This window comes from Paraburkholderia sp. 2C (assembly GCF_054589215.1).
The window spans coordinates 266,150-286,334 of the sequence record NZ_BAAILL010000050.1; the positions used below are offsets into that span (position 1 = coordinate 266,150).

The 20,185-nt window shown below is 64.7% G+C and carries 17 protein-coding genes and 1 pseudogene; 6 read left to right on the forward strand and 12 right to left on the reverse strand.

All coding sequences use genetic code 11. From position 1 onward, the window contains the following. Window positions 1-7: 7 nt before the first annotated feature. Together ACYPXD_RS28140 and ACYPXD_RS28145 are read right to left on the reverse strand one after the other, a co-directional pair. Window positions 8-1,171: a porin gene (locus ACYPXD_RS28140; RefSeq protein WP_459719277.1), complete on the reverse strand. Its 1,164-nt coding sequence runs from the start codon at window positions 1,169-1,171 to the stop codon at window positions 8-10. Window positions 1,172-1,673: 502 nt separating this feature from the next. Then, window positions 1,674-3,176 carry an aldehyde dehydrogenase family protein gene (locus ACYPXD_RS28145; RefSeq protein WP_459719280.1) on the reverse strand — a complete coding sequence of 501 codons (1,503 nt, stop codon included), beginning with the start codon at window positions 3,174-3,176 and terminating at the stop codon, window positions 1,674-1,676. Between the two features lie 175 nt (window positions 3,177-3,351). Here ACYPXD_RS28145 and ACYPXD_RS28150 point away from each other — a divergent pair, with 175 nt between their 5' ends. Together ACYPXD_RS28150 and ACYPXD_RS28155 are read left to right on the forward strand one after the other, a co-directional pair. After that, the gene (locus tag ACYPXD_RS28150) at window positions 3,352-4,509 is read left to right on the forward strand and encodes an acyl-CoA dehydrogenase family protein (RefSeq protein WP_459719283.1); all 1,158 of its coding nucleotides are present in this window, start codon (window positions 3,352-3,354) and stop codon (window positions 4,507-4,509) included. 333 nt (window positions 4,510-4,842) lie between these two features. Next, window positions 4,843-5,301, forward strand: coding sequence for a hypothetical protein (locus ACYPXD_RS28155; protein ID WP_459719286.1), 459 nt, complete (start codon window positions 4,843-4,845; stop codon window positions 5,299-5,301). A gap of 35 nt (window positions 5,302-5,336) precedes the next feature. On the opposite strand, the gene ACYPXD_RS28160 is transcribed toward ACYPXD_RS28155, so the two are convergent. From ACYPXD_RS28160 to ACYPXD_RS28170, 3 genes and pseudogenes are all read right to left on the reverse strand, one after another. Continuing rightward, entirely contained in the window at window positions 5,337-5,543 is a 207-nt protein-coding gene (locus tag ACYPXD_RS28160; protein ID WP_459719670.1) for a hypothetical protein, read from the reverse strand. A 75-nt stretch (window positions 5,544-5,618) separates the two neighbouring features. Further along, window positions 5,619-5,975: pseudogene (locus ACYPXD_RS28165) on the reverse strand (DUF2784 domain-containing protein); the annotation flags it as partial. Between the two features lie 138 nt (window positions 5,976-6,113). Continuing rightward, entirely contained in the window at window positions 6,114-6,710 is a 597-nt protein-coding gene (locus tag ACYPXD_RS28170; RefSeq protein WP_459719290.1) for a short chain dehydrogenase, read from the reverse strand. A 325-nt stretch (window positions 6,711-7,035) separates the two neighbouring features. On the opposite strand from ACYPXD_RS28170, the gene ACYPXD_RS28175 reads away from it, so the two are divergent. From ACYPXD_RS28175 to ACYPXD_RS28185, 3 genes are all read left to right on the forward strand, one after another. Further along, window positions 7,036-7,737, forward strand: a complete 702-nt coding sequence (locus ACYPXD_RS28175) for an ABC transporter ATP-binding protein (protein WP_459719674.1) — start codon at window positions 7,036-7,038, stop codon at window positions 7,735-7,737. A 55-nt stretch (window positions 7,738-7,792) separates the two neighbouring features. Beyond that, window positions 7,793-10,354 (forward strand): FtsX-like permease family protein, encoded by a 2,562-nt coding sequence (locus tag ACYPXD_RS28180; RefSeq protein WP_459719294.1) that lies wholly within the window; start codon window positions 7,793-7,795, stop codon window positions 10,352-10,354. A 121-nt stretch (window positions 10,355-10,475) separates the two neighbouring features. Next, window positions 10,476-11,597 carry a lipocalin-like domain-containing protein gene (locus ACYPXD_RS28185; protein ID WP_459719678.1) on the forward strand — a complete coding sequence of 374 codons (1,122 nt, stop codon included), beginning with the start codon at window positions 10,476-10,478 and terminating at the stop codon, window positions 11,595-11,597. A gap of 41 nt (window positions 11,598-11,638) precedes the next feature. On the opposite strand, the gene ACYPXD_RS28190 is transcribed toward ACYPXD_RS28185, so the two are convergent. The 4 genes from ACYPXD_RS28190 to hpnI all read right to left on the reverse strand — a co-directional run bounded on the left by ACYPXD_RS28190 (window position 11,639) and on the right by hpnI (window position 16,358). Next, complete coding sequence (locus tag ACYPXD_RS28190) at window positions 11,639-12,685, reverse strand: lysylphosphatidylglycerol synthase domain-containing protein (protein WP_459719297.1); 1,047 nt, start codon at window positions 12,683-12,685, stop codon at window positions 11,639-11,641. Continuing rightward, complete coding sequence (gene hpnK / locus ACYPXD_RS28195; RefSeq protein WP_459719300.1) at window positions 12,682-13,581, reverse strand: hopanoid biosynthesis-associated protein HpnK; 900 nt, start codon at window positions 13,579-13,581, stop codon at window positions 12,682-12,684. The genes ACYPXD_RS28190 and hpnK overlap by 4 nt, the downstream gene beginning before the upstream one ends. An 8-nt stretch (window positions 13,582-13,589) precedes the next feature. Next, window positions 13,590-15,029, reverse strand: coding sequence for a hopanoid biosynthesis associated radical SAM protein HpnJ (gene hpnJ, locus ACYPXD_RS28200; RefSeq protein ID WP_459719681.1), 1,440 nt, complete (start codon window positions 15,027-15,029; stop codon window positions 13,590-13,592). 90 nt (window positions 15,030-15,119) lie between these two features. Beyond that, window positions 15,120-16,358: a bacteriohopanetetrol glucosamine biosynthesis glycosyltransferase HpnI gene (gene hpnI, locus ACYPXD_RS28205; RefSeq protein ID WP_459719304.1), complete on the reverse strand. Its 1,239-nt coding sequence runs from the start codon at window positions 16,356-16,358 to the stop codon at window positions 15,120-15,122. A 728-nt stretch (window positions 16,359-17,086) separates the two neighbouring features. Between hpnI and ACYPXD_RS28210 the strand changes: the two genes are divergently transcribed. Continuing rightward, complete coding sequence (locus tag ACYPXD_RS28210) at window positions 17,087-17,479, forward strand: YkgJ family cysteine cluster protein (RefSeq protein WP_459719685.1); 393 nt, start codon at window positions 17,087-17,089, stop codon at window positions 17,477-17,479. Between the two features lie 22 nt (window positions 17,480-17,501). Here ACYPXD_RS28210 and ACYPXD_RS28215 read toward each other — a convergent pair whose 3' ends face one another. The 3 genes from ACYPXD_RS28215 to ACYPXD_RS28225 all read right to left on the reverse strand — a co-directional run. Next, entirely contained in the window at window positions 17,502-17,849 is a 348-nt protein-coding gene (locus ACYPXD_RS28215) for a copper resistance CopC family protein (protein WP_459719310.1), read from the reverse strand. 208 nt (window positions 17,850-18,057) lie between these two features. Beyond that, window positions 18,058-18,849: a DUF72 domain-containing protein gene (locus ACYPXD_RS28220; protein WP_459719689.1), complete on the reverse strand. Its 792-nt coding sequence runs from the start codon at window positions 18,847-18,849 to the stop codon at window positions 18,058-18,060. Window positions 18,850-19,377: 528 nt separating this feature from the next. Next, the coding region (locus tag ACYPXD_RS28225) for a nitrilase family protein (protein ID WP_459719312.1) at window positions 19,378-20,185 on the reverse strand (808 nt) is incomplete at its 5' end.

The following is a 20,185-nucleotide window of genomic DNA, read 5'->3' on the forward strand; positions in this document are numbered from 1 at the left end:
GCGCGATTTAGAACTTGTGACGCAGGCCGAGGTTGACCATCGTTTGCGTCGACGTACCTGCGTAGCCGTACGAACCGATCGACGCTTGCGCCGGCATGACTCCGCCGTTGCCGTCACCCGTTTCGCCGCTTGCGTGCTGATAAGCCGCCGTCATGTACACATCGGTGCGCTTCGACAGCGAGTAGTCGGCGCCGATCGATACCTGATGGTAAGTCGCCGAGGAATCGCCGGTCGACTTCGTGTAGCTATAGCCGACGCCGAGCAGCATCGCGGGCGAAGCCTGCCAGTTGAAGAAGCCCTGCCCCGTGTTGTACTTCTCGTCCTCGCCGAACACCGACGAATCGTCGCGGCGGTATTGCGCGTTGCTGTAGCCCGCGCCGACCGTGAACGGACCGAACACATACTGGCCGGCCACGCGTGCGATAGCGAGCGAGTGAGCGGTTGCGTAACCCGAGTTGATCGGACCGTCGAACGTGCCGTCCGACGTGCTCGTGAATGTCGTGCGAGCCGCAGCCGATGCCTGGCTGTTCGACGCATAGAAGTAACCGGCCGCCAACGAGAACGGGCCCGTGTTATAGGCTGCCGCGACGGCGTACGACTGCTCCGAGCCGGTCGTACCGGCGATGCCGCCGAACGCATACATCGTCTCGAACTGGAAGCCCGACCACACCGGCGACGCGTACTTGACCGCATTGTTCACGCGGAAGCTGTTGTCGTAGTTGTCGACGTCGCCCGCCGTTGCGAATGCGCTGCCGAAATAGTTGTCTTCGGTGATGCCTTGCACGAGGTCGATCAGCGGATCGTACTGGCGGCCGAGCGTCACTGCGCCGAACTGGGTGCTCGTCAGGCCGACGTAAGCCTGGCGGCCAAACAGACGGCTGCCCTGGCCAAGCTGGCCCGTCGACGGGTTAAAACCGTTTTCCAACTGGAAAATCGCCGCGAGACCGCCGCCGAGATCTTCGTTGCCCTTGACGCCCCAACGCGTACCGGACAGGTTGCCGTTACTGGAGTTGCCGAGCGCCCACAGGTTCTGGCTGCCTTGTGCATGGTTCACGTAGGTGATCGACGTGTCGATCGTGCCGTAAAGGGTGACGCTCGTTTGCGCGTGCGCGGCCCCGGCGGCACCTAGCATCGCCAGCGAAATGACCGAGAGGGAGGTCGTGCGTTTCATTATTTCTCCTTGCGCTTGTAGTTAAGTGGACGCGAAGCGCAGACTACCTGTGCAAAGAATTAATGTAAAAAATGGCAAAAAGACACGTCTCGGATGTACGACACGGGCAATTCGCGCATTATTCCCCTTCCATCAATATAGAACGACAGAAACAGAAACAATAGAGGTCTTTTCCGCGAATGTTCCGGTCGATTTAGCTGAAAACGGACATCCGCCCGACCCTCATCAAGCCTCATCGGGGATCATTGCGGAAAATAGAATAGGTAATTTCGCGGAACGAATAGCCGCGAGAAATTGAAGCGGCTAGAGTGCAGTCGCTTCACAATATCCGTAGACAGCGGATATCCACGCATTTGCGCGGCTTTGGCCGCGCTTTTTTCTTTTGTGACGCTTCTTTTGCAAACGCGCGATAAAGCTTTAGATAAGCTGACAAAATCGTTTCATTGGCGTTTCAACGTCGCTTCAAAGCGCCTTTAAAGCGGCTTTAAAGCTGCCGGCACCCTCAGTTTCCTCCGAGCAGCACATTGACGTTCTTCAGCTTCGTGAACTCGAGCAGTTCGTCCTTCGACTCTTCGCGCCCCTGTCCCGATTGCTTGTAGCCGCCGAACGGCGCACCGAGAATGTGCGTCGACGTATCGTTGATCCACACATAGCCCGATTCGATCGCCGCCGCGACGCGGTGCGCGGTGTCGAGGTTTTGCGTCCACACCGAGCCGGTCAGGCCGAGTTCGAGACCGTTGACTGCCGCGAGCATCTCCGTTTCGTCGCGCCAGCGAAACACCGACAGCACCGGTCCGAAGATTTCCTCGCGCGCAATCGCCATGCTGGGCTCGACATCGACAAACACGGTCGGCTCGATAAAGAAGCCGTTCGCGAGCGCCGGGTCGGCCGGATGTCTGCCGCCTAGCGCAAGCGTCGCTTTTTGCTCGTGCGCCTTGTCGATGTAGTGCAGCGTGCGCTCGTACTGTGTGCGGTTGATCATCGCGCCCATCGACGTGCGCATGTCGGTGGCGATGCCCGGGCGATAGAGCGACGGCAGTTGCCTGACGAGCGCGTCGACAAAGCGGTCGTGAATCGAATCGTGAATAAAGAGCCGGCTTGTCGAACCGCACGACTGGCCGCACCACGCAAAATTCATCCCCTTGATCGCGCCCGCAACGGCTTTGTCGACATGCGCGTCCGGGTAGACGATCATCGCGTTCTTGCCGCCCAGTTCGAGCACCGTGTGCTTCATCGTATCGGCCGCCGCGCGCAACACGGCCTTGCCGGCCTGCACGCTGCCGATCAGCGCGATCGCATCGACACCGGGGTGGCTCGCGAGCGCGGCGCCGGTATCGCGGCCGCCGACCACGCAATTGAGCACGCCCGGCGGGAACACGTCTTCGAGCAGTTCCATCAGGCGAATGGTCGACAGCGGCGCCTGCTCGGGCGGCTTCACGATCACGGTGTTGCCCGCGGCAAGCGGGGCCGCGATCTTGCCTGCGGCAAACATGAACGGATGGTTGAACGGAAAGATACGGGCGACGACGCCACGTGGCTCGCGCATCGTGTAATTCAATGAGCCGTTCGATGTCGGTATCGTTTCGCCCTTTATTTCGAGCACAAGACCCGCGAAGTAGTCGAGCAGTTTCGCGCCGACCTGCGCGTCGAACATCATCGCGTTGACCGGATTGCCGCAATTCGCCGCATCGATCAGCGCGAGTTCCTGTGCATGATCGAGTACGCGCGACGCGGCCTCGCGCAGGCAGCGCGCCCGCTCGAGCGGCGGCGTGCGCGCCCACGTTTCGCGCGCGGCACGCGCGGCGGCCACCGCGGCCGAGACCTCTTCAGTTCCGCCGCACAACACGTCGCGCAGCGGCTTGCCCGTCGACGGGTTCATGCAGGCGAGCGTCGCGGCGCCCGACGGCGTATGCCATTTGCCGCCCCAGTAAAGCCCGCTCGCCTTCGGCAGGCTCGACGGCACGCGCGGCGACAAATCGTCCTGCGCGGCTTGATTCGATTTCATGCGATCGTTCATCGGTCACACCTCGTTGCTTCGCCTGGTCGAGAAGTAACGTAGACGTTTTCGTGACTCGTCTATTCCATAAAAAATACAATCGAAAGCAGATTGCGCTTTCGAAACGGAATAGCGGATACGCGGTGAATGTTCTTTTGATGAAAGCCACGAGCAGGAGCATTCGATGAACGACGTTGCGCAACGCATGCTTTCCGACATCCGGGATGTTTCGTCAGACCTCGCCTCACGCGCCGCGCAGATCGAAGCGGAACGCCGCCTGCCCGCCGATGTCGTGCAGACGATGCGCTCGATCGGCGTGTTCCGCATGTATGTGCCGCGCAGCCACGGCGGCCTTGAACTCGATATCGAAAGCGCGATGGCGGTGGTCAGTGCGCTCAGCCGCATCGACAGTTCGATCGGATGGCTCGCCGGCATCGGCTCGACGGCGCCGCTTTTTGCCACGCGCTTGCCGCGCACGGCATTCGACGCGATGTACAGCCGCGGCCCGGATGTGATCATCGCGGGCGCGGTGCAGCCTACCGGCACGCTCGAGGAAACGGCCGACGGCTGGCGCGGCAGCGGACGCTGGTCGTTTGCGAGCGGCTGCATGCACGCGGACTGGATGTTCGGCATCGGCGTCCTCATGGCGAACGGCCAACCGGCAAGCGGCACACACGGCGCGAGCGGACCACCGGCGATGCGCGGCATGATGCTGCCGGCCGGCGCGTGGCGCATTGAAGATACGTGGAGCGTTGCGGGGCTCGAAGGCACCGGCAGCCATCATATTTCGCTGACGAATGCACCTGTTCCCGCGAGCCATCTGTTCGATCACATCAACGGTGAATCGTGCGTGGCGGGGCCGCTTTACCAGGCAGTGGGGCCCCTGCTCGCGCCGATGGGATCGGCGGCCATGGTCGGCATGGCCGAAGGCGCACTCGATGCACTCGTTGCGCTCGCGAATACGGGCCGCCAGCAATTTCGCGTCGCGACGGCGATGCGCGATTCGGAAATTTTACTGCACGATCTCGGACGTATCGAAGCGGACCTGCGCGCAGCGCGCGCCTTGCACGATGCGCAGGTTCGCGTGCTGTGGCATCACGCGCTCGAAGGCACGTTGAACGACGACGTGCTGTATGCGCAGGCCGCCCAGGCAGCAGTGTGGATTGCGAGGGCCTGCGTGCAGATCGGCGACGCATGCTTCACGCTAGGCGGCGGCGCGGCGATTTACGACAACTCGCCGCTGCAGCGCCGCCTGCGCGATTTGCACGTCGCCGCACAGCATGCCGCCGTGCATCCGCGGCATTATGTGTCGGCGGGAAAGCTGCTGTTAAAGCGCGGATGACGGATTGAATCGGGTTCCTGACTATAGCCTGTTCGTCGCCTGCTTATAGCCTGAACAATTGATCCACGGCGCCCTGCGCCACTCTATACTCTGCCTTGCCGTCGAAACAGCGACGGATGGGTCTGGCAGCCTGATCAGCATCGAACCCGCGAATCCTGCGCAAGCAGCGACCGCGGCAGCCGCTGCACGTCTGTATCTCAATGGGCGGGCCGTGGCGAGGAGACCTCCGGGTCTACCGGTTCCTTCATGCTTCCGGTCTGCCAGCCTCGCTACCGTGCCCGCTCGCCTTCCCTTCAAGGTTGTGGGTTTTCATCGAACGAGGGAGGACGCAACATGACCCGCAACACTACGCCAACCAGGCCGCTCGAGCGCGCCGCAGATCTCGGCGTCGGACGCTTCGTGGTGCACGCACGCGCCGCGTCCCGACGCAAGCCTCGCCGCACAGCCCGGGCCCTGGCGGAACGCGAACATTCGTCGTACCCCGCAGCCGCGCTATCGGCTTTCGAATACTGCGACCAGACGGTCAATCAGTTTCGAACGCTCGTCTCCATCGCCGCGACGATCCTTCGCGCACCGCCGGCGAGCAACGAAGCGCGCCTTAGCCAGCAGACCATGTTGCAGTTGCTGCTGGACACCGCCGAGCATTACCAGCGCGGCGCCGAAGACGACCGCGCACTGTTCGAGGTGCTCGTGCTCGATGCGCGCAATCTCCACAGCACCCGTATGAGCGCCGGCGAAGCGCTGAAACTGCTGGCCGAGCGGCGCACGCAGTCGGCGCGCTACCAGGTGTAGGCGAAGTGTGAACTTCCTGTCCCGGCGGGTCCGACTCAGCGGTCCCCGGTCATTCCCGCAAGACGCGCCTCGCCCGCGTCCTTCGCCGCGGCCGCCGTGCTGAACGAATCGTCGGAGACCAGTGCGCGGCGCACGTTTTTCGCGTCGAAATCGACCAGCGCGATCACCCACACGAACCCGCCCGCACGCTCCGCGGTCTGCACGAACGCGCGCAGATTGCCGTTGCCGCCCTCAGATTTCATGATGACCTCCCGAAAAGCATTCCATTGAGAGTTTGCGTCTGCCGGTGCTGTTTTGCACACCGCGTTCCTGCCCGGCGGCACGAGCCGCCATGTCAGCGCAACCAGCGCCGCGAAGGCGACATAGGCGACCGTAAAAACCCACGCAGGTAATTCGTAATACAGCAGGCGGCCCACCCAGCGCTGCACGAAGCCTTGCGTCGCGCCTGCGTCGCGGCGCAGCGCATCTTCGAGCACCGTCAGCGGGCACGCGACACCGAGCAGCGCGAGCAACGCGACGACGCCGATCGCCGCAAGATGCACGCCACGAAACGCACGGCCACGCACCCAGCGCCAGTTGAACCCCGCGCCAAGCCAGATCGCAAGCAGCCCGCCGACGATAAACAGTACGAGCGCGGCATGCACGACGAGTACGGCGTCCGCGAGCCCATTCATCACGCTTGCTCCGTGGTCCGCATTCGACCGATGCGTGAGGCACGCGCGCTCGCGCAACCGGCACCTCCGCCACCGCCAGCACCACCGGCACAATCCGCACGGCGCGCGCGCCGCGGCCGGCGCAGGCGGGCCCGGCCGTCAGCGTGCCGCCGTCACAATCTGCCCGGTGAGGTTTTCTTCGACGCACTTGCGATACGCCTGCGCGACAACCGACGCGCGCACGGCGTCCGACGCATCGCGTCCCATCAGTTGCAGCGATTCGGCCACCCATCCCGGACTCACGACGTTGACGCGCAGCATGCCGCGCAATTCGAGTGCCGCCGCGCGCGCAAACGCTTCGACGCCCGCGTTGACGAGACTGATCGCGGCGCCGCCCGGCATCGGATGCTGCGCGAGCGTGCCGCTCGTCAAGGTGATCGAGCCGCCCGGGTTGATCTTCCGCGTGCCGCAGCGCACCAGATTCACCTGGCCCATCAATTTGTTAGCGAGACTGAAGGCAAAATCGCTATCCTGTAGCTCGTCGAGCGGCGCGAATTTTGCTGTCCCGCCCACACAGATCACCGCGTCGAGCGGCCCCGCGTCGTCGTACATCGCGACAATCGACCCTTGGTCCGACAGGTCGACTTTCAGTGCCGGACCGTTACGGCTCGCGCCGATCACGTCATGCTTCGGAGACAACAACTGGATGATTTCCTTACCGAGGAGCCCTGTCGCTCCGACGACCAGTATGCGCATACCGCCTCCTGTACTCACGATGCATCGCGATGTGTGCGGCGAGCGCGCCATGGCCGCGCGACGTCCGCGCCGTGCTCCCGCCGCGCGCCGCGCTGCAAGTCACGCTGTGATCGGCGCTGTGGTCCACGCTGTGACCCAGGCTGTGATCTACTTCGCGTGCCTCGTTCCGCGCTGTCCGAGCGTTCTGTCCGGCTTCGGCCGCTGCCAGGGAGCCCGATTATTCTGTTCCGCTGACTTCTTGCGCGCAACAACCCGACACACCTGAACCGGCCACTCGCCGCACGTCATGCCCATTACTCAAGCGACCGGTCTGAACCGGGATCCGATGCTGAGCCTGTCGAATGTCATCAAGCGCTATCCGGGCCATCCGCCGCGCACCGTGTTGAACGGCATATCGCTCGACCTGCGGGAAGGCGAGTGCGTCGCGATCGTCGGCGAGTCGGGCAGCGGCAAATCGACGCTGCTCAACCTCGCGGCGGGCCTCGACAAGCCCGATGCCGGGCAAATCGTGTTCGACGGCGCGAATCTCGCCACGCTCGACGACGACCGCGCGACGCGGCTGCGCCGTGCGCGAATGGGCTTCGTCTTTCAGGCGTTTCACGTGCTGCCGAATCTCACCGCCGCGCAGAATGTCGCGTTGCCGTTGCGGTTGAATGGCGTGCCCGTCGCCGACGTCGCCGCGCGCGTCGCGGCCGCACTCGCATCGGTCGGACTCGCGGATCGCGCGGACACGCTGCCGCGCGAGCTGTCGGGCGGCGAACTGCAGCGCATCGCGATCGCGCGCGCAGTCGTCCATCGGCCGAGCCTTGTGCTGGCCGACGAACCGACCGGCAATCTCGACCACGACACCGCCGCGCGCGTCCTGCAGTTGCTGCTCGATATGACGCGCGAGTCGCGCGCCGCGGTGTTGCTCGTCACGCATTCCGCGGCGGCCGCGGCAAGCGCGGATCGTGTGTTGCGTTTGACGCGCGATGGGCTCGCGCCGCACGCGCCGCTGCATCTGCCGCCTGCGGAGCGCACGTTATGAGCCGCGCGCGATGACCACCGCCGACCTCCGGCCACGCTTATCGGGCGCATCCGCTATGCGGTCCATTTCCGCGCGCGCGATCCTGTCGACCGCGGCGGCGCTGATCGCGGGCGAAAGCCGCGGCCATCCGTTGCGCGCGCTCGTCGCGGTGCTCGCAATCGCGGCGGGCGTTGCGATGGGCTATGCGGTGCAGCTGATCAATGGCGCGGCACTGACCGAGCTCGCGTCAACCGTCAACTCGCTGACGGGCGACGCCGATCTGACGATCCGCGGCCCACGCAACGGCTTCGACGAATCGCTGTATTCGCGCATCGCGCGCCTGCCCGAAGTCGCCGTGGCGAGCCCCGTCGTCGAAGTCGATGCGCGCGTCGCGGGGCACAGCGATGCGTTGAAGCTGCTCGGCGTCGACGTGTTTCGTGCAGGCGGCGTCACGCCGGACCTGGTCGGGCGCGTCGATTCGATAGACGGCCACCCGGGCGGAAACCGGCTCGATCTGCTCGCACCGGACACGGTATTTCTGTCGCCCGCCGCGCTCGCATGGAGCGGCCGCACGATCGGCGACACGTTGACGGTGCAGGTCGGCCTGCGGCAAGTGGCGCTGCGCATCGCGGGCACGCTGCCCGCGTCGGGCACGAGCGTGCGCGTCGGCGTGATGGACATCGGCGCCGCGCAGTGGCGGCTCGATCGGCTCGGCACGCTGCAACGCATCGATATCAAGCTGAAGGCCGGCATCGACGCCGCACGCTTTGCACAGCACATCGCGGCGCAATTGCCGGCCGGCGTCGCGGCCGTCTCACCAAACGACAACGCCCATCGCACCTCGCAACTGTCGCGCGCGTATCGCGCGAATCTGAATGTGCTCGCGCTTGTCGCCCTGTTCACCGGCGCGTTTCTCGTGTTCACGATCCAGGCGCTCGGCGCGCTGCGGCGCCGCACGCAATTCGCCCTGCTGCGCGCGCTCGGCGTGACGCGCCGTGGTGTGGTCGGGCTGATTGTCGCGGAAGGCGCCGTGCAAGGCGTCATCGGCGCGCTGATCGGCGTCGCGCTCGGCTATGCGGTGGCGGCCGCCGTGCTCCATTTCGCCGGCGGCGATCTGGGCGGCGGCTACTTCGAAGGCGTGCACCCACAGGTGCATTTCGACGGCGCGGCCGCGTGCCTGTTCGTCGCGCTCGGCATCGGCGCCGCGGTGCTCGGCAGCGTCGCGCCGGCGCTCGAAGCGGCGCGCGCACAGCCTGCACAAGCGCTGAAAGCCGGCGACGAAGAAACGAGCCTCAGGAAGCTGCATCGAGCGCGCACGCTGATCGGCGCGCTCGCGGCAATCGGCGCCGGTATCGCGACCGCGCGGCTGCCGGCCGTCAATGGTCTGCCGCTGTTCGGTTACGCGTCCGTCGCGTTGCTGCTGATCGGCGGCGTGCTCACGATGCCGACTATCGCGCGCACCGTATTCGATGCGTTGCCGCGCACGCAGCATGCGCTGCCGCAACTTGCGCTCGCGCAGCTCGCGCACGCGCCGGGGCGCGCGGCGATCGGGCTGGCCGGCATTGTCGCGAGCTTCAGCCTGATGGTGGCGATGGCGATCATGGTGTCGAGCTTCCGCATCGCCGTGGACGACTGGCTGCAACTGCTGTTGCCCGCGCCGCTCTATCTGCGCGCGGCGCCGGCCGGCGACAGCGGCTTTCTATCCGCCGCCGATCAGGCCGCGATCGCGTCGACACCCGGCATCGCGCGCGCCGAATTTCTGCGCGCCACGCAGATCACGCTCGATACGCACCTGCCGCCGGTCGCACTGATCGCACGCCCGATCGACCCGCGTGATCCGGCCGCGCGCTTGCCGCTGACGGGCACGCCGCTGGTTCCTCACGACCATGCCGAGCGGCTCGCGTGGGTCAGCGAGGCGATGGCCGATCTGTATCGTCTGCAGGTGGGCAATCGCGTTACATTGCCGGTCGGCGGGCACGCCGCGACCTTCACGGTCGCCGGCATCTGGCGCGATTACGCGCGGCAATTCGGCGCGGTGGTCATCGACGAAGCGGACTACCGGGCAATCGCAAACGACACGCGCGCAAGCGACGCCGCCCTGTGGCCCGCATCCGGCGTGTCCGCCGCGCAGGCGGTTGAGCGCCTACGCGCGCGCGTCGCGGGCGGCGAACGGCTCACGTTCTCCGAACCGGGCGAGATTCGCGCGGCAAGCCTCAAGATTTTCGATCGCAGTTTCGCGGTGACGTATCTGCTCGAAGCGGTCGCGGTGCTGATCGGCCTGTTCGGCATCGGCGCGAGCTTCGGCGCGCAGGCGTTGTCGCGCACGCGCGAGTTCGGCGTGCTGCGTCATATCGGCGTCACGCGCGGGCAGATCGCCGCGCTGCTCGTGATCGAAGGCGCGCTCGTCGCGCTCGTCGGCGTCGCGTCGGGGCTCCTGCTCGGCACGGGCATCGCAGCGGTGCTCGTCTATGTCGTGAATCCGCAGTCGTTTCACTGGACGATGAGCTTGCATATGCCGTGGGCACTCGTGCTGACGCTCGCCGCAGCGGTGATACTCGCCGCGGCGCTCACCGCGTTGTGGAGCGCGAGGTCCGCGCTATCGGTCGATGCGGTGCGCGCAGTGCGAGACGACTGGTAAGCCGATGACGATGAAACGACGCACCTTTCTCGCATTACCTCGCGCGCTGGCTTGCCTGCTGCCGGTGGCGGCGCTCAGGCCGCTGGTTCGGCTTGTTCCGCTTGCTGCCTCGTTGCCGCTGATGCGGCCGCAGCGCGCGTCGGCGAAAGAACCCGACTATCCGCCTGTCACCGCGGGCCGCACGCTCGTGTTCCCGCGCGATTTCGGCGCGCATCCGCAGTACCGCACCGAATGGTGGTACGCGACGGGCTGGCTCTACACCGCCGATCGCACCGCGCTCGGCTTTCAGGTGACGTTCTTCCGCTCGCGGCCCGCGCTCGACGACGCGAATCCAAGCCGGTTCGCGCCGCATCAGCTGCTATTCGCGAATGTCGCGCTCAGCGATCCGCAAGCCGGCGCGCTGCAGCACGATCAGCGCTCGGCGCGCAGCGGCTTCGGCCTCGCGCAGGCGAGCGAAGCCGACACGAGCGTGCAGATCGGCGCATGGTCGCTGGTGCGCGACGCACACGACGGCGCGTACAAGGTCGACATCGACGCCGCGAACTTTGTGATGGCCTTTACGATGCAGCCGACGCAGCGCGTGCTGCTCAACGGCGCGCAAGGCTATAGCCGCAAGGGGCCGCTTGCGAGCGAGGCGAGCTACTACTACAGCGAACCCGCACTGCACGTGACCGGCCTGCTCACGCGACACCGCGCCTCGGGCGGCAAGGCCGAGCCGGTGCAAGGCATGGCGTGGCTCGATCATGAATGGTCGTCGGCGTATCTCGCGGATGAGGCAATCGGCTGGGACTGGATCGGCCTCAATTTCGACGACGGCGCCGCGCTGATGGCCTTCCAGATTCGCGACAAGGCCGGGCGCAAGTTCTGGGTAGGCGGCACGCTGCGGCAAGCGGACGGTTCGTCGCGCGAACTGGCGCCGGGGGACGTCGTGTTCACGCCGCTGCGCTGGTGGCGCTCGCCGCATACCGATGCGCGCTATCCGGTGGCGATGCGCGTCGATGCGGGCGATCTGCATCTGACGCTGACACCGCTTTTCGACGATCAGGAAGTGGATAGCCGTGCGAGCACGGGCGCGGTGTATTGGGAAGGCGCGGTGACGGTGACGGCCGCGCCGGCGACGCGAAGCGAAAACGCAACGGCCGCTACGGCGGCGGCCGCCGCCAGTTCAACCGAAGCGCAGAAGAAGCCGCTCGCACGCGGCTATCTGGAACTCACGGGGTATGTTGCGCGGCTCGAGTTGTGAGCGCAGCTCGGCGCAGGCAAGTCAGCGCAGTTAAGCGCGGCTCAGCTTTCCGACGTCACCGGATTGGGCCGCTCGACACGCGCTTTCGCAACCGGCGCCGACGCGCTGAGCCGCCCTTGCCGCTCGTCTTCCATACGCCGCAGCATTTCCGCGCCTTGCCACGAGATCAGCGCGAGACAGCCGAAGATCACCTCGCGGATCCGCTTGACGAACGCAAGCGATAACGCCGCGTCGTGACTGACCCCGAACATCTGCGCAAGCAGCACGACCGACGCCTCCTGCACGCCAAGACCCGACGGCACGAAGAACGCCGCGTGCCGCACCGCCTGCGTGATCGCCTCGATCGCGACCGCGCCGCCGACCGACACCGGATGGCCGAGCAGCGCAAGCGCGACATACGCCTCGAGCGCACCGAGCACATAGCCGGCGAGCTGCCACAGGAAGGCGCGCAGCAGCAGGCCCGAGCGCACCATCAACGCGTCGATGTCGGCATCGAGACGCTTGCCGTCGATACGTTGCAACAGCGGATGCGACTCGCCGAACAGCCGCCCCGCCCAGCGCTCGATCGCATGAAAAATGCCGCCGCGCCGCAAGAAGACAATGGCCGCGGCCGGCAGCGGCAACGAGAGCAGCAGGCCGAGCGTAATCGCATGCCAGGCGCCCGACGATTGCGCGGACGCGACGATCAGCACGATGCCGATCGCCGAGAACGCGTACTGCACCGCCAGCGTCACGATCACTTCGACGATCACGCTCGCGCTCACGAAGCTTCCGTCGGCAACCCGCCATTGGGCAAGCCGGATGCCAATCACTTCGCCGCCGATCCCCACCACGGGCAGCAAGCGGTTCACCGCTTCGCGCACCGTCGCGACCCATAGCAGGAAGCCAAGCGTTGCACGCCGGTCGAGCAACAGCCGCCACGCCTGCGCGTCGAGCAGCAGCGGCAGCAGATGCAGCGGCACGAGCAGCAGCAAAGCCCAGCCGGCCTGCCGGATCATCTGGATCGCGTCGCCGACGCGCAGATGCAGCGTCAGCGCGATCAGAATCGCGATGCCGACCGGCCAGCCCACGAAACGCAGCCACTTCATGACAGCACCGTCCCGTTTTGCGCCTTGTTTTGCGCCCCGCCTGACGCTCCATGCGACGCGCCATCCGGCCATCGATCGCCGAACACATCGCTAAAGCCGCCGCGTGTGGCGCCCGCTGCGCGGAGCGCCGCCGCGACACGCGGCGACAGCAGTGCCTTCAGTTCATCGGCATGGCGATAGCTGCGCATGCCGCCGGACAGCGCGCCCTCGCCCGCCGTCGCCGGATGGCAGTAGATTTCGCCGACGCCGTGCGGCAGATTCGCGAGCGTCTCGAGCAGCACGGCTTCGTCCATGCCGCCCGTATGCGCGATGCCGACCACGTAATCGTTGTGCGCGATGCCCGCGCGTTTCAGGCGCGCCCGTACGCTCGCCATCCACGGGCGGATCCATGCAGGGGAATGCGCTTCGTACGGCAGCCGCATCGCACGCATGCCGTAGTCGCGGCCGATCTGAAGAATGATCGACAGCACGGTCGGGTGTAAATGGAAATGCTTGTGCGTGTTGACGTGATCGAGCGGCAATCCGGTCGCCTTGAACGCTTCGAACTGCGCGCGAATTTCACGCGCCAGCTGCGCGCGCACGTGAGGCAGGAAGAAAAAACGGAAACCGTCGCGCACCATGTTGTCGCCGAAACGGCCGTGCGCATCGACAAGCGCGGGTATCTCGCTGCGCGGCAAGGTGGCCGCGCCGTCGGCCAGCACCAGATGCAGACCGACGCGCAATTGCGGCAGACGCCGCGCACGCTCGACCGCATCGCGCGCGGCCGGGGCGCCGACCATCAGGCTCGCCGCGGTCAGCACGCCATGCCGATGCGCGCGCTCGACCGCGTCGTTGACGCGCTCATGCAGACCGAAATCGTCGGCGGTCAGAATCAGCGCGCGGCCTGACGTTGGCATGGCGGACGTCACGCCTCGTGCGCCCTCAGGAAGCGGAAGAACTCGACGCCTTCACGCAAACGGCGCTTCATCATCTCCCAGCTCATCAGCATTTCTCGCACGATCTCCCAGATTTTCGACGGCCGGAAGTAGAACTCGCGGTAGAACTGCTCGAGGTGGTGATAGATCTCGTCGCGCGACAGGTGCGGATAGCCGATCGCCGCCAGCTGCACGCCTTCCTTGCTGACGAGGTTGATGACCTTGTTCTCTTCCATCCAGCCGTTCTCGACAGCCTGCTTATAGAGCGTCGTGCCCGGATACGGCGCCGCGAGCGACACCTGAATGGTGTGCGGATTGATTTCCTTCGCGTACTCGATGGTCTTGCGGATCGTCTCCTGCGTCTCGCCCGGCAGACCGAGGATAAAGGTGCCGTGAATCTTGATGCCGAGCTTCTTGCAGTCGGCGCTGAAACGGCGTGCGAAATCGGTGCGCACGCCCTTCTTGATGTTGACGAGAATCTGGTCGTCGCCCGATTCGAAACCCACGAGCAGCAGACGCAGACCGTTCTCCTTCATGATCTTGAGCGTCTTGTACGGCACGTTGGCCTTCGCGTTGCACGACCAGGTCACGCCGAGCTTGCCGAGGCCGAGCGCGATCGCTTCGGCGCGCGGCGCGTCGTCGGTGAAGGTGTCGTCGTCGAACATGACTTCCTTCACTTCCGGCATGTTGTCGCGGATCCATTTGACTTCCTCGAGCACGTTCTCGACCGAACGCACGCGATAGCGATGGCCGCTCACGGTTTGCGGCCACAGGCAGAACGTGCAGCGCGACTTGCAGCCGCGGCCCGTATAAAGCGACACGTACGGGTAGTTCAGGTAACCGATGAAGTAGTTGTCGATCTTCAGATCGCGCTTGTAAATGGGGGCGACGAACGGCAGCGAGTCCATGTCCTCGAGGACCGGACGCGTTTCGTTGTGTTCGATCGAGCCGTCCTTCGCGCGCCACGACAGGCCCTTGATTTCCGCGAACGGCTTGCCTTCGGCGAGTTCCTTGCAGGTGAAGTCGAATTCCTCGCGGCAGACGAAATCGATCGCCTCGGTCGCGGCGAGCGAGTTGTGCGGATCGACCTGCACCTTCGCGCCGACCATGCCGACGACGATCGACGGCTTGTGCTTCTTGAGGTCTTCGGCAAAGAGAGCATCGGTGGGAAACGACGGCGTGCTCGTGTGAATGATGACGAGGTCGTACTGCTCCGCGATCTGCAGCGTTTCCTTGACCGAGAGGCCGTCGGCCGGCGCGTCGAGCACGCGGCTGCCGGGCACGAGCGCGGCCGGCTGGGCGAGCCACGTCGGATACCAGAATGAGCGGATCTCGCGCTTCGCCTGGTAACGCGACCCCGCGCCGCCATCGAATCCGTCATACGACGGCGCCTGCAAGAACAATGTCTTCATGCTCATGTCCGTGCTCATTTTTGTGCTCATTTTCGCGTTCCCTCCGCCGTGCAATGTGCCGGCGTTGCGTTCAGTCATGGAATTATCAGATATTTGCACGCTTAACGTTTATCGGCCATCGGAGACTTCGAGCACTTCGACCGCATCCAGCTTGGTCGCTCCGCTTGCCTCGGTCCGCGTGGTGACGGGAACCCGCGCGCCGCGCCAGATCACGTAAGATCCAAACGCACCGGCGAGCCACTGTAACATCAGCAATGCATCGCGCAAGGGGACGAGCGGCAGGTCGCGCCAGAACGTGCGCCCGTTGCGTGTCGCGTGAATATGCATCGACAGCCGCGCGAGGCAGCCGGCGAGCGTGATCGCCGTCATCGCCATCGCGGCGACCGGTTGCGTTCCCTCTGCATGAAAGGCGCCTGCGAGCCGCGCACCGAGCAGCAGCCACGGCGACGTGAATGTCACGAACAGGAACGCGAAGCCCGCCGGATTGACCGAACGGATCGTACGCAGCCAGCGCGTTTCGCGATGCCAGAGCGCGACGAGGCCCGTCTCGATCACGTCGGTCGCAACAATCACTTTGGACAAAACCGTGCGCAAGCCCAGCTTGCGCACGTGCCCGGCCAGCCAGTAGTCGTCGGCGAGGCAATCCTTCAACGGCTCGAAGCCGCCGATTCTCTCGAACGTATCGCGGCGCAGCGCGAGCGTCGCGCCAAAGCCGAACTCGCGCGAACCGGTTGCATGCGCAACGAGCACCGACGGCAGAAACCATTCGTTGACGAAAAGCGCGCCGACGCGCGACCAGAATCCCTTGATGCCGGTGGCACGATACAGGCACGTCACCACCCCGTTGCGCGGGTCGGCGAGCGGCGCGCAGACCTGCTGCAGATAGTCGGGCGCAACGGCGATATCGCTGTCCGCCACGACGAGCAGATCGTATCGTGCGTGCTCGGCCAGATTCATCAGATTACTGACTTTCAGATTGCTGCCGTGCACGCGCCCATCGACGACGAGCGCGATATCGCAATGCGGATACGCGGCCTGCAACCTGCGCACGACGCCGATTGCCGGATCGTGCGCGGACGAGACGCCGAACAGCAACTGAAAACATGGATGCGTCTGCTCGCAGAACGACGCGAGGTTCTCGTAGAGCCGCGGCTCTGCGCCGCATAACGGTTTCAAAATGCTGACCGCGCCGATCGCTTCAGGCACCGCCGGCCGTGCCTGCCGTTTACGTGAGGGCCTGCGCGCCGTGCGTCGCAGCAGACCGGCCGCAAATCCTGCATAGACCGTCGCGCCGCAGCAGATCGCCGCGAGAAGCCATTGCGCATAAGACGTCCAGTTCGCGGTCATCGAACCCGAGCCTCCCCGGAGAATCGCCGACTGGGCGATAACGTCGACAGACAAGACATGCTTGGACTAATTGGTCTGTTTAACATTGGAGGCACTCCGCTCAATGTCATCGAATGCGAGCGTAAGGTTGGCGTGTGAAGCGCAGATGTTACCGGCGTCGGAAAAAAGGTTATCCAAATAAAGACGCACGTGCATCGACCTCGCGCAAACCAAGCGCAGTCGAGCCTCCAGGCCGAATGGGGCGCTCCGGTTTCCGACGCGAGGAACCGCAACCGCGATGGTGATCGCGTGGCTGGAAACGGAGCAGTGCACCGTCAGCCGAAAGGCAGGTGCAGGGTGTCTCAAGCATTGTTTGTTTCATCGATCTGGCTACAACGCGCGCAAAAGAACTTGTGCGATTCCGTCAGGTCGCGGCACAGCCGTCCTTACGAAACCGATAATTATTTCTTTCAAATAAAATATGTCGCGGCAAATGAATCCGCAAGTGAATACTAGCAGTGGATTCTTAGCAAAACATTAAGCTGACTTGACCGACAGGCGTGTGTCGCGTCGGCGCCGCAGTGCGTTACATTCTGCCAAAGGCCCTTGTTTGCAGGGTTTTTAGATTTATCGCCACAGGTTTTGCGGCAAAGCTGCGCCGCAACCGCGTTAAACGCAATAAACTTTTTCGCTATCGACAAAGCAGATTTTTGACGGTTTTTCAAATGCAAAGTAATCACGCCATTCAAATGCTTGATATACAGGACGATAATCGGATCTTTGCCGATATGGCGAACGACGGCGCTAATCCGTGCCTTTCTTGCGGCGCGTGCTGCCAGTACTTTCGTGTATCGATGTATATGGGCGAAATGGCCGGCGCGGGCGGCACGGTGCCCGACGAACTCGTGAGCCGCGTGAACCCGTATATCGTTTGCATGAAGGGCACTGAAGCGGGGTATGGCCGCTGCATCGCATTGCGCGGCGAAGTGGGACAACCCGGTATCCATTGCGCGATTTATGCGCAGCGGCCCTCGCCGTGCCGCGAATTCCGTGTCTGGGCCGACGACGGCTCGCCCAATCCGGATTGCCAGCGGCTGCGCGATGCGGCCGGCTTGCCGCCGCTTTCCGCGATACCGGTTTAAGGACGATGGCGATCTGTCACGGCTATTTCACGTCGAACGTGTAGTCGCCGTGTGTGCGGTGCCCATCGGATGCGACGGCGACCCAATGCACGGTGTACTGTCCGGCGGCAAGCTCGGACAACGGCACGCTGATCACAGCGTGCTGATGCGCGTCGACGCTCGCCTTGCTGGTCGTCACCGGCTTGCCGGCCGCGTCGGTGACCGTCAGTGTCGAGAATGCAGGTTCGAGCGGACCGTCGAAGGTGATCCTGACTTGCGCGGGTGCCGACACCGTTGCGCCCGATGCCGGCTCCTGCGTCGCCGGGAATACGTGGGCAAACGCGCTCTGCGTGACAAGCAGCGCAGCGGTGCACAGTGCGGATACGGTCATGCGCTTGCGCGCGCCAGTGAATTCTTTCGTTTTCCAGAACATAAGGCTTCGCCGCGGTTACGGGGGATGCGTCATCGCATCGATCGGTCATCGATGCATCGGTGACGGCTTCGACTCGACGCGGCCGCAGATTGTTTCAACTGCGGTCTCAGGTGTGGTCTCAAGCCCGGTCTCGAGCGCGGTGTCAGGTGTGGTCTCAAGCGCCGTTTCAGCCGCGTTTCAGGCGCTCGATCAGCGCGATGCCGGCTGCCGGGTTGTGCTCCTTGAAACCGCTGATCACATACAGGAACACATCGCGCGGGCCTTTGCCGGCGTCGGCTGGTTTCGCGACGGTTTCGAGGCCGGCCGGCTGGCCGCCCGACGCCCACGTTTTCATCCGCGCGACCCACAGATCGAGTGCCGCGTCATCGTAGCCTTGCCCGGACGCGTCGGACGTGCCCATGATGCGTGCGTAGACGAACGGCGCGGTGACATCGGCGATCTGCAGGTATCTGGAATCGCCCGCCATGACGATGGCCACGCCATGCTTGCGTGCCAGCGCGACAAAGGCCTCGTTGCGAAAGCTCTCGTGCCGCACCTCGACCGCGTGACGCAGCGCGCGGCCGCCGGACTCTTTCGGCAGCAGCGAGAGAAATGCGTCGAAGTCCTGTTCGTCGAACTGCTTGGTCGGCGCGAACTGCCAGTTGATCGGCCCGAGCTTGCTCTTCAGTTCGAGCACGCCGCTTGCGATAAAACGTTCGATCGACTCGCCCGCTTCCGCAAGAATGCGGCGATGTGTCGCGAAACGCGGCGCTTTCAGCGAGAAGATGAAGTTTTCGGGTGTCTCGTCGTGCCACTTCGCGAACGATTCGGGCTTCTGCGATCCGTAGAACGTCCCGTTGATTTCGATGGACGTGAGTTGGCGGCTCGCGTATTCGAGCTCGCGTTTCTGCGCGAGGTCTTCGGGGTAGAAGACGCCGCGCCACGGCGCGAAGGTCCAGCCGCCAATGCCGACGCGGATGGTGGAGGTTGTCGGCGCCGCGCCAGCGGCAGGCTTTGCGGTGGCGGATCGGGCGTCTGGTGTAGGCGCGGGTTTGCGGGCAGTGGCCTTTGTCGCAGGCGCCTTCGCGGCCGTTGTCTTCTTCGCGGGCGCTTTTGCAGCCGTTGTCTTCTTCGCAGGCGCGTTTGCTGCCGTTGTCTTCTTCGCAGGCGCTTTCGCGGCAGGCGCTTTCACGGCAAGCACTTTTGCGGCCGATGTTTTCCTGGCCGGCGCCTTTATATCCGGCACCTGCCTCGCGGCTACTTTCGTACCGGGCGCCTTTTTAGCGGCCGACTTCGCGGCCGCTGTCGTCGTGGCCGCTACCTTCCCGGCCACCGCCCCATCCGCCGTCTTACCCGCCGCGCCCGAAGCGCGTTTCGCCGGTGCTTTCGCAGCAGCCGTCGTTGATTTCGCCGCCTTCGCGGCCGGTTTGCGCGCTGCCATCGATGACGTCTCCCCTGATGCGTTCGACTCGCTCCAGTGTAGCGAATCGCGCCGGGCCACGCGTCATCATCCTTCGCGCGCTAACCCATATACCTCCGGCCGGCGATCGCGCAATACATGGTTGAACGCATTGAGCTGGCGATGCCGGCGCGCATCGGCAAGATTCACCTGCGCGACCAGAATCTCCTCGTCGGTCGCGCTCGCCGGGCCCGCAACCGGCCAGCCATGCGCGTCGACGATCACGCTGCAGCCGAGAAACGGCTGGCCGCGCTCGTTGCCCACGCGATCCGCCGCGGCGACGAACAGCCCGTTCGAATGCGCGCCGCTCATCGCGAGCAGATTCGCCATCACCGGCAGGCCGGCCGGTTGGGCGGGCATCGGTACCCAGTTGGTCGGCACACACAGAATGTCGGCGCCGCCGTTCGCCGCGAGCCGGAAAACCTCGGGAAACCAGATGTCGTAGCAGATCGCGCACGCGACGCGGCCAAACGGCGTATGAAAGACCGGCACGCCGAGATTGCCGGGCTCGAAAAACAGATTCTCGTCGCCCCACAGATGCAGCTTGCGGTAATTGCCGAGCACGCCCCGCGGACCGACGATCGCCGCCGAGTTATAGAGCACGTCGCCGTCGCGTTCCGCATAGCCGGCGACGAGCGTCACGTTCAGGCGCGCGGCAATGGCTGCCCATGCGCGTATCGTCTCGCCGTCGGCGAGCGTCTCGGACAGCGCAAACGCTTCTTCGCGCGTCTCGAACACATAGCCCGAATTGCACAGTTCCGGCAGCACGATCAGACGCGCGCCGCGCGCATGCGCCTCTTCGATCAAGCCGGTTGCGCGCGCAACGTTGCGCGCCTTCGCGCCGACTTCCGGCTCC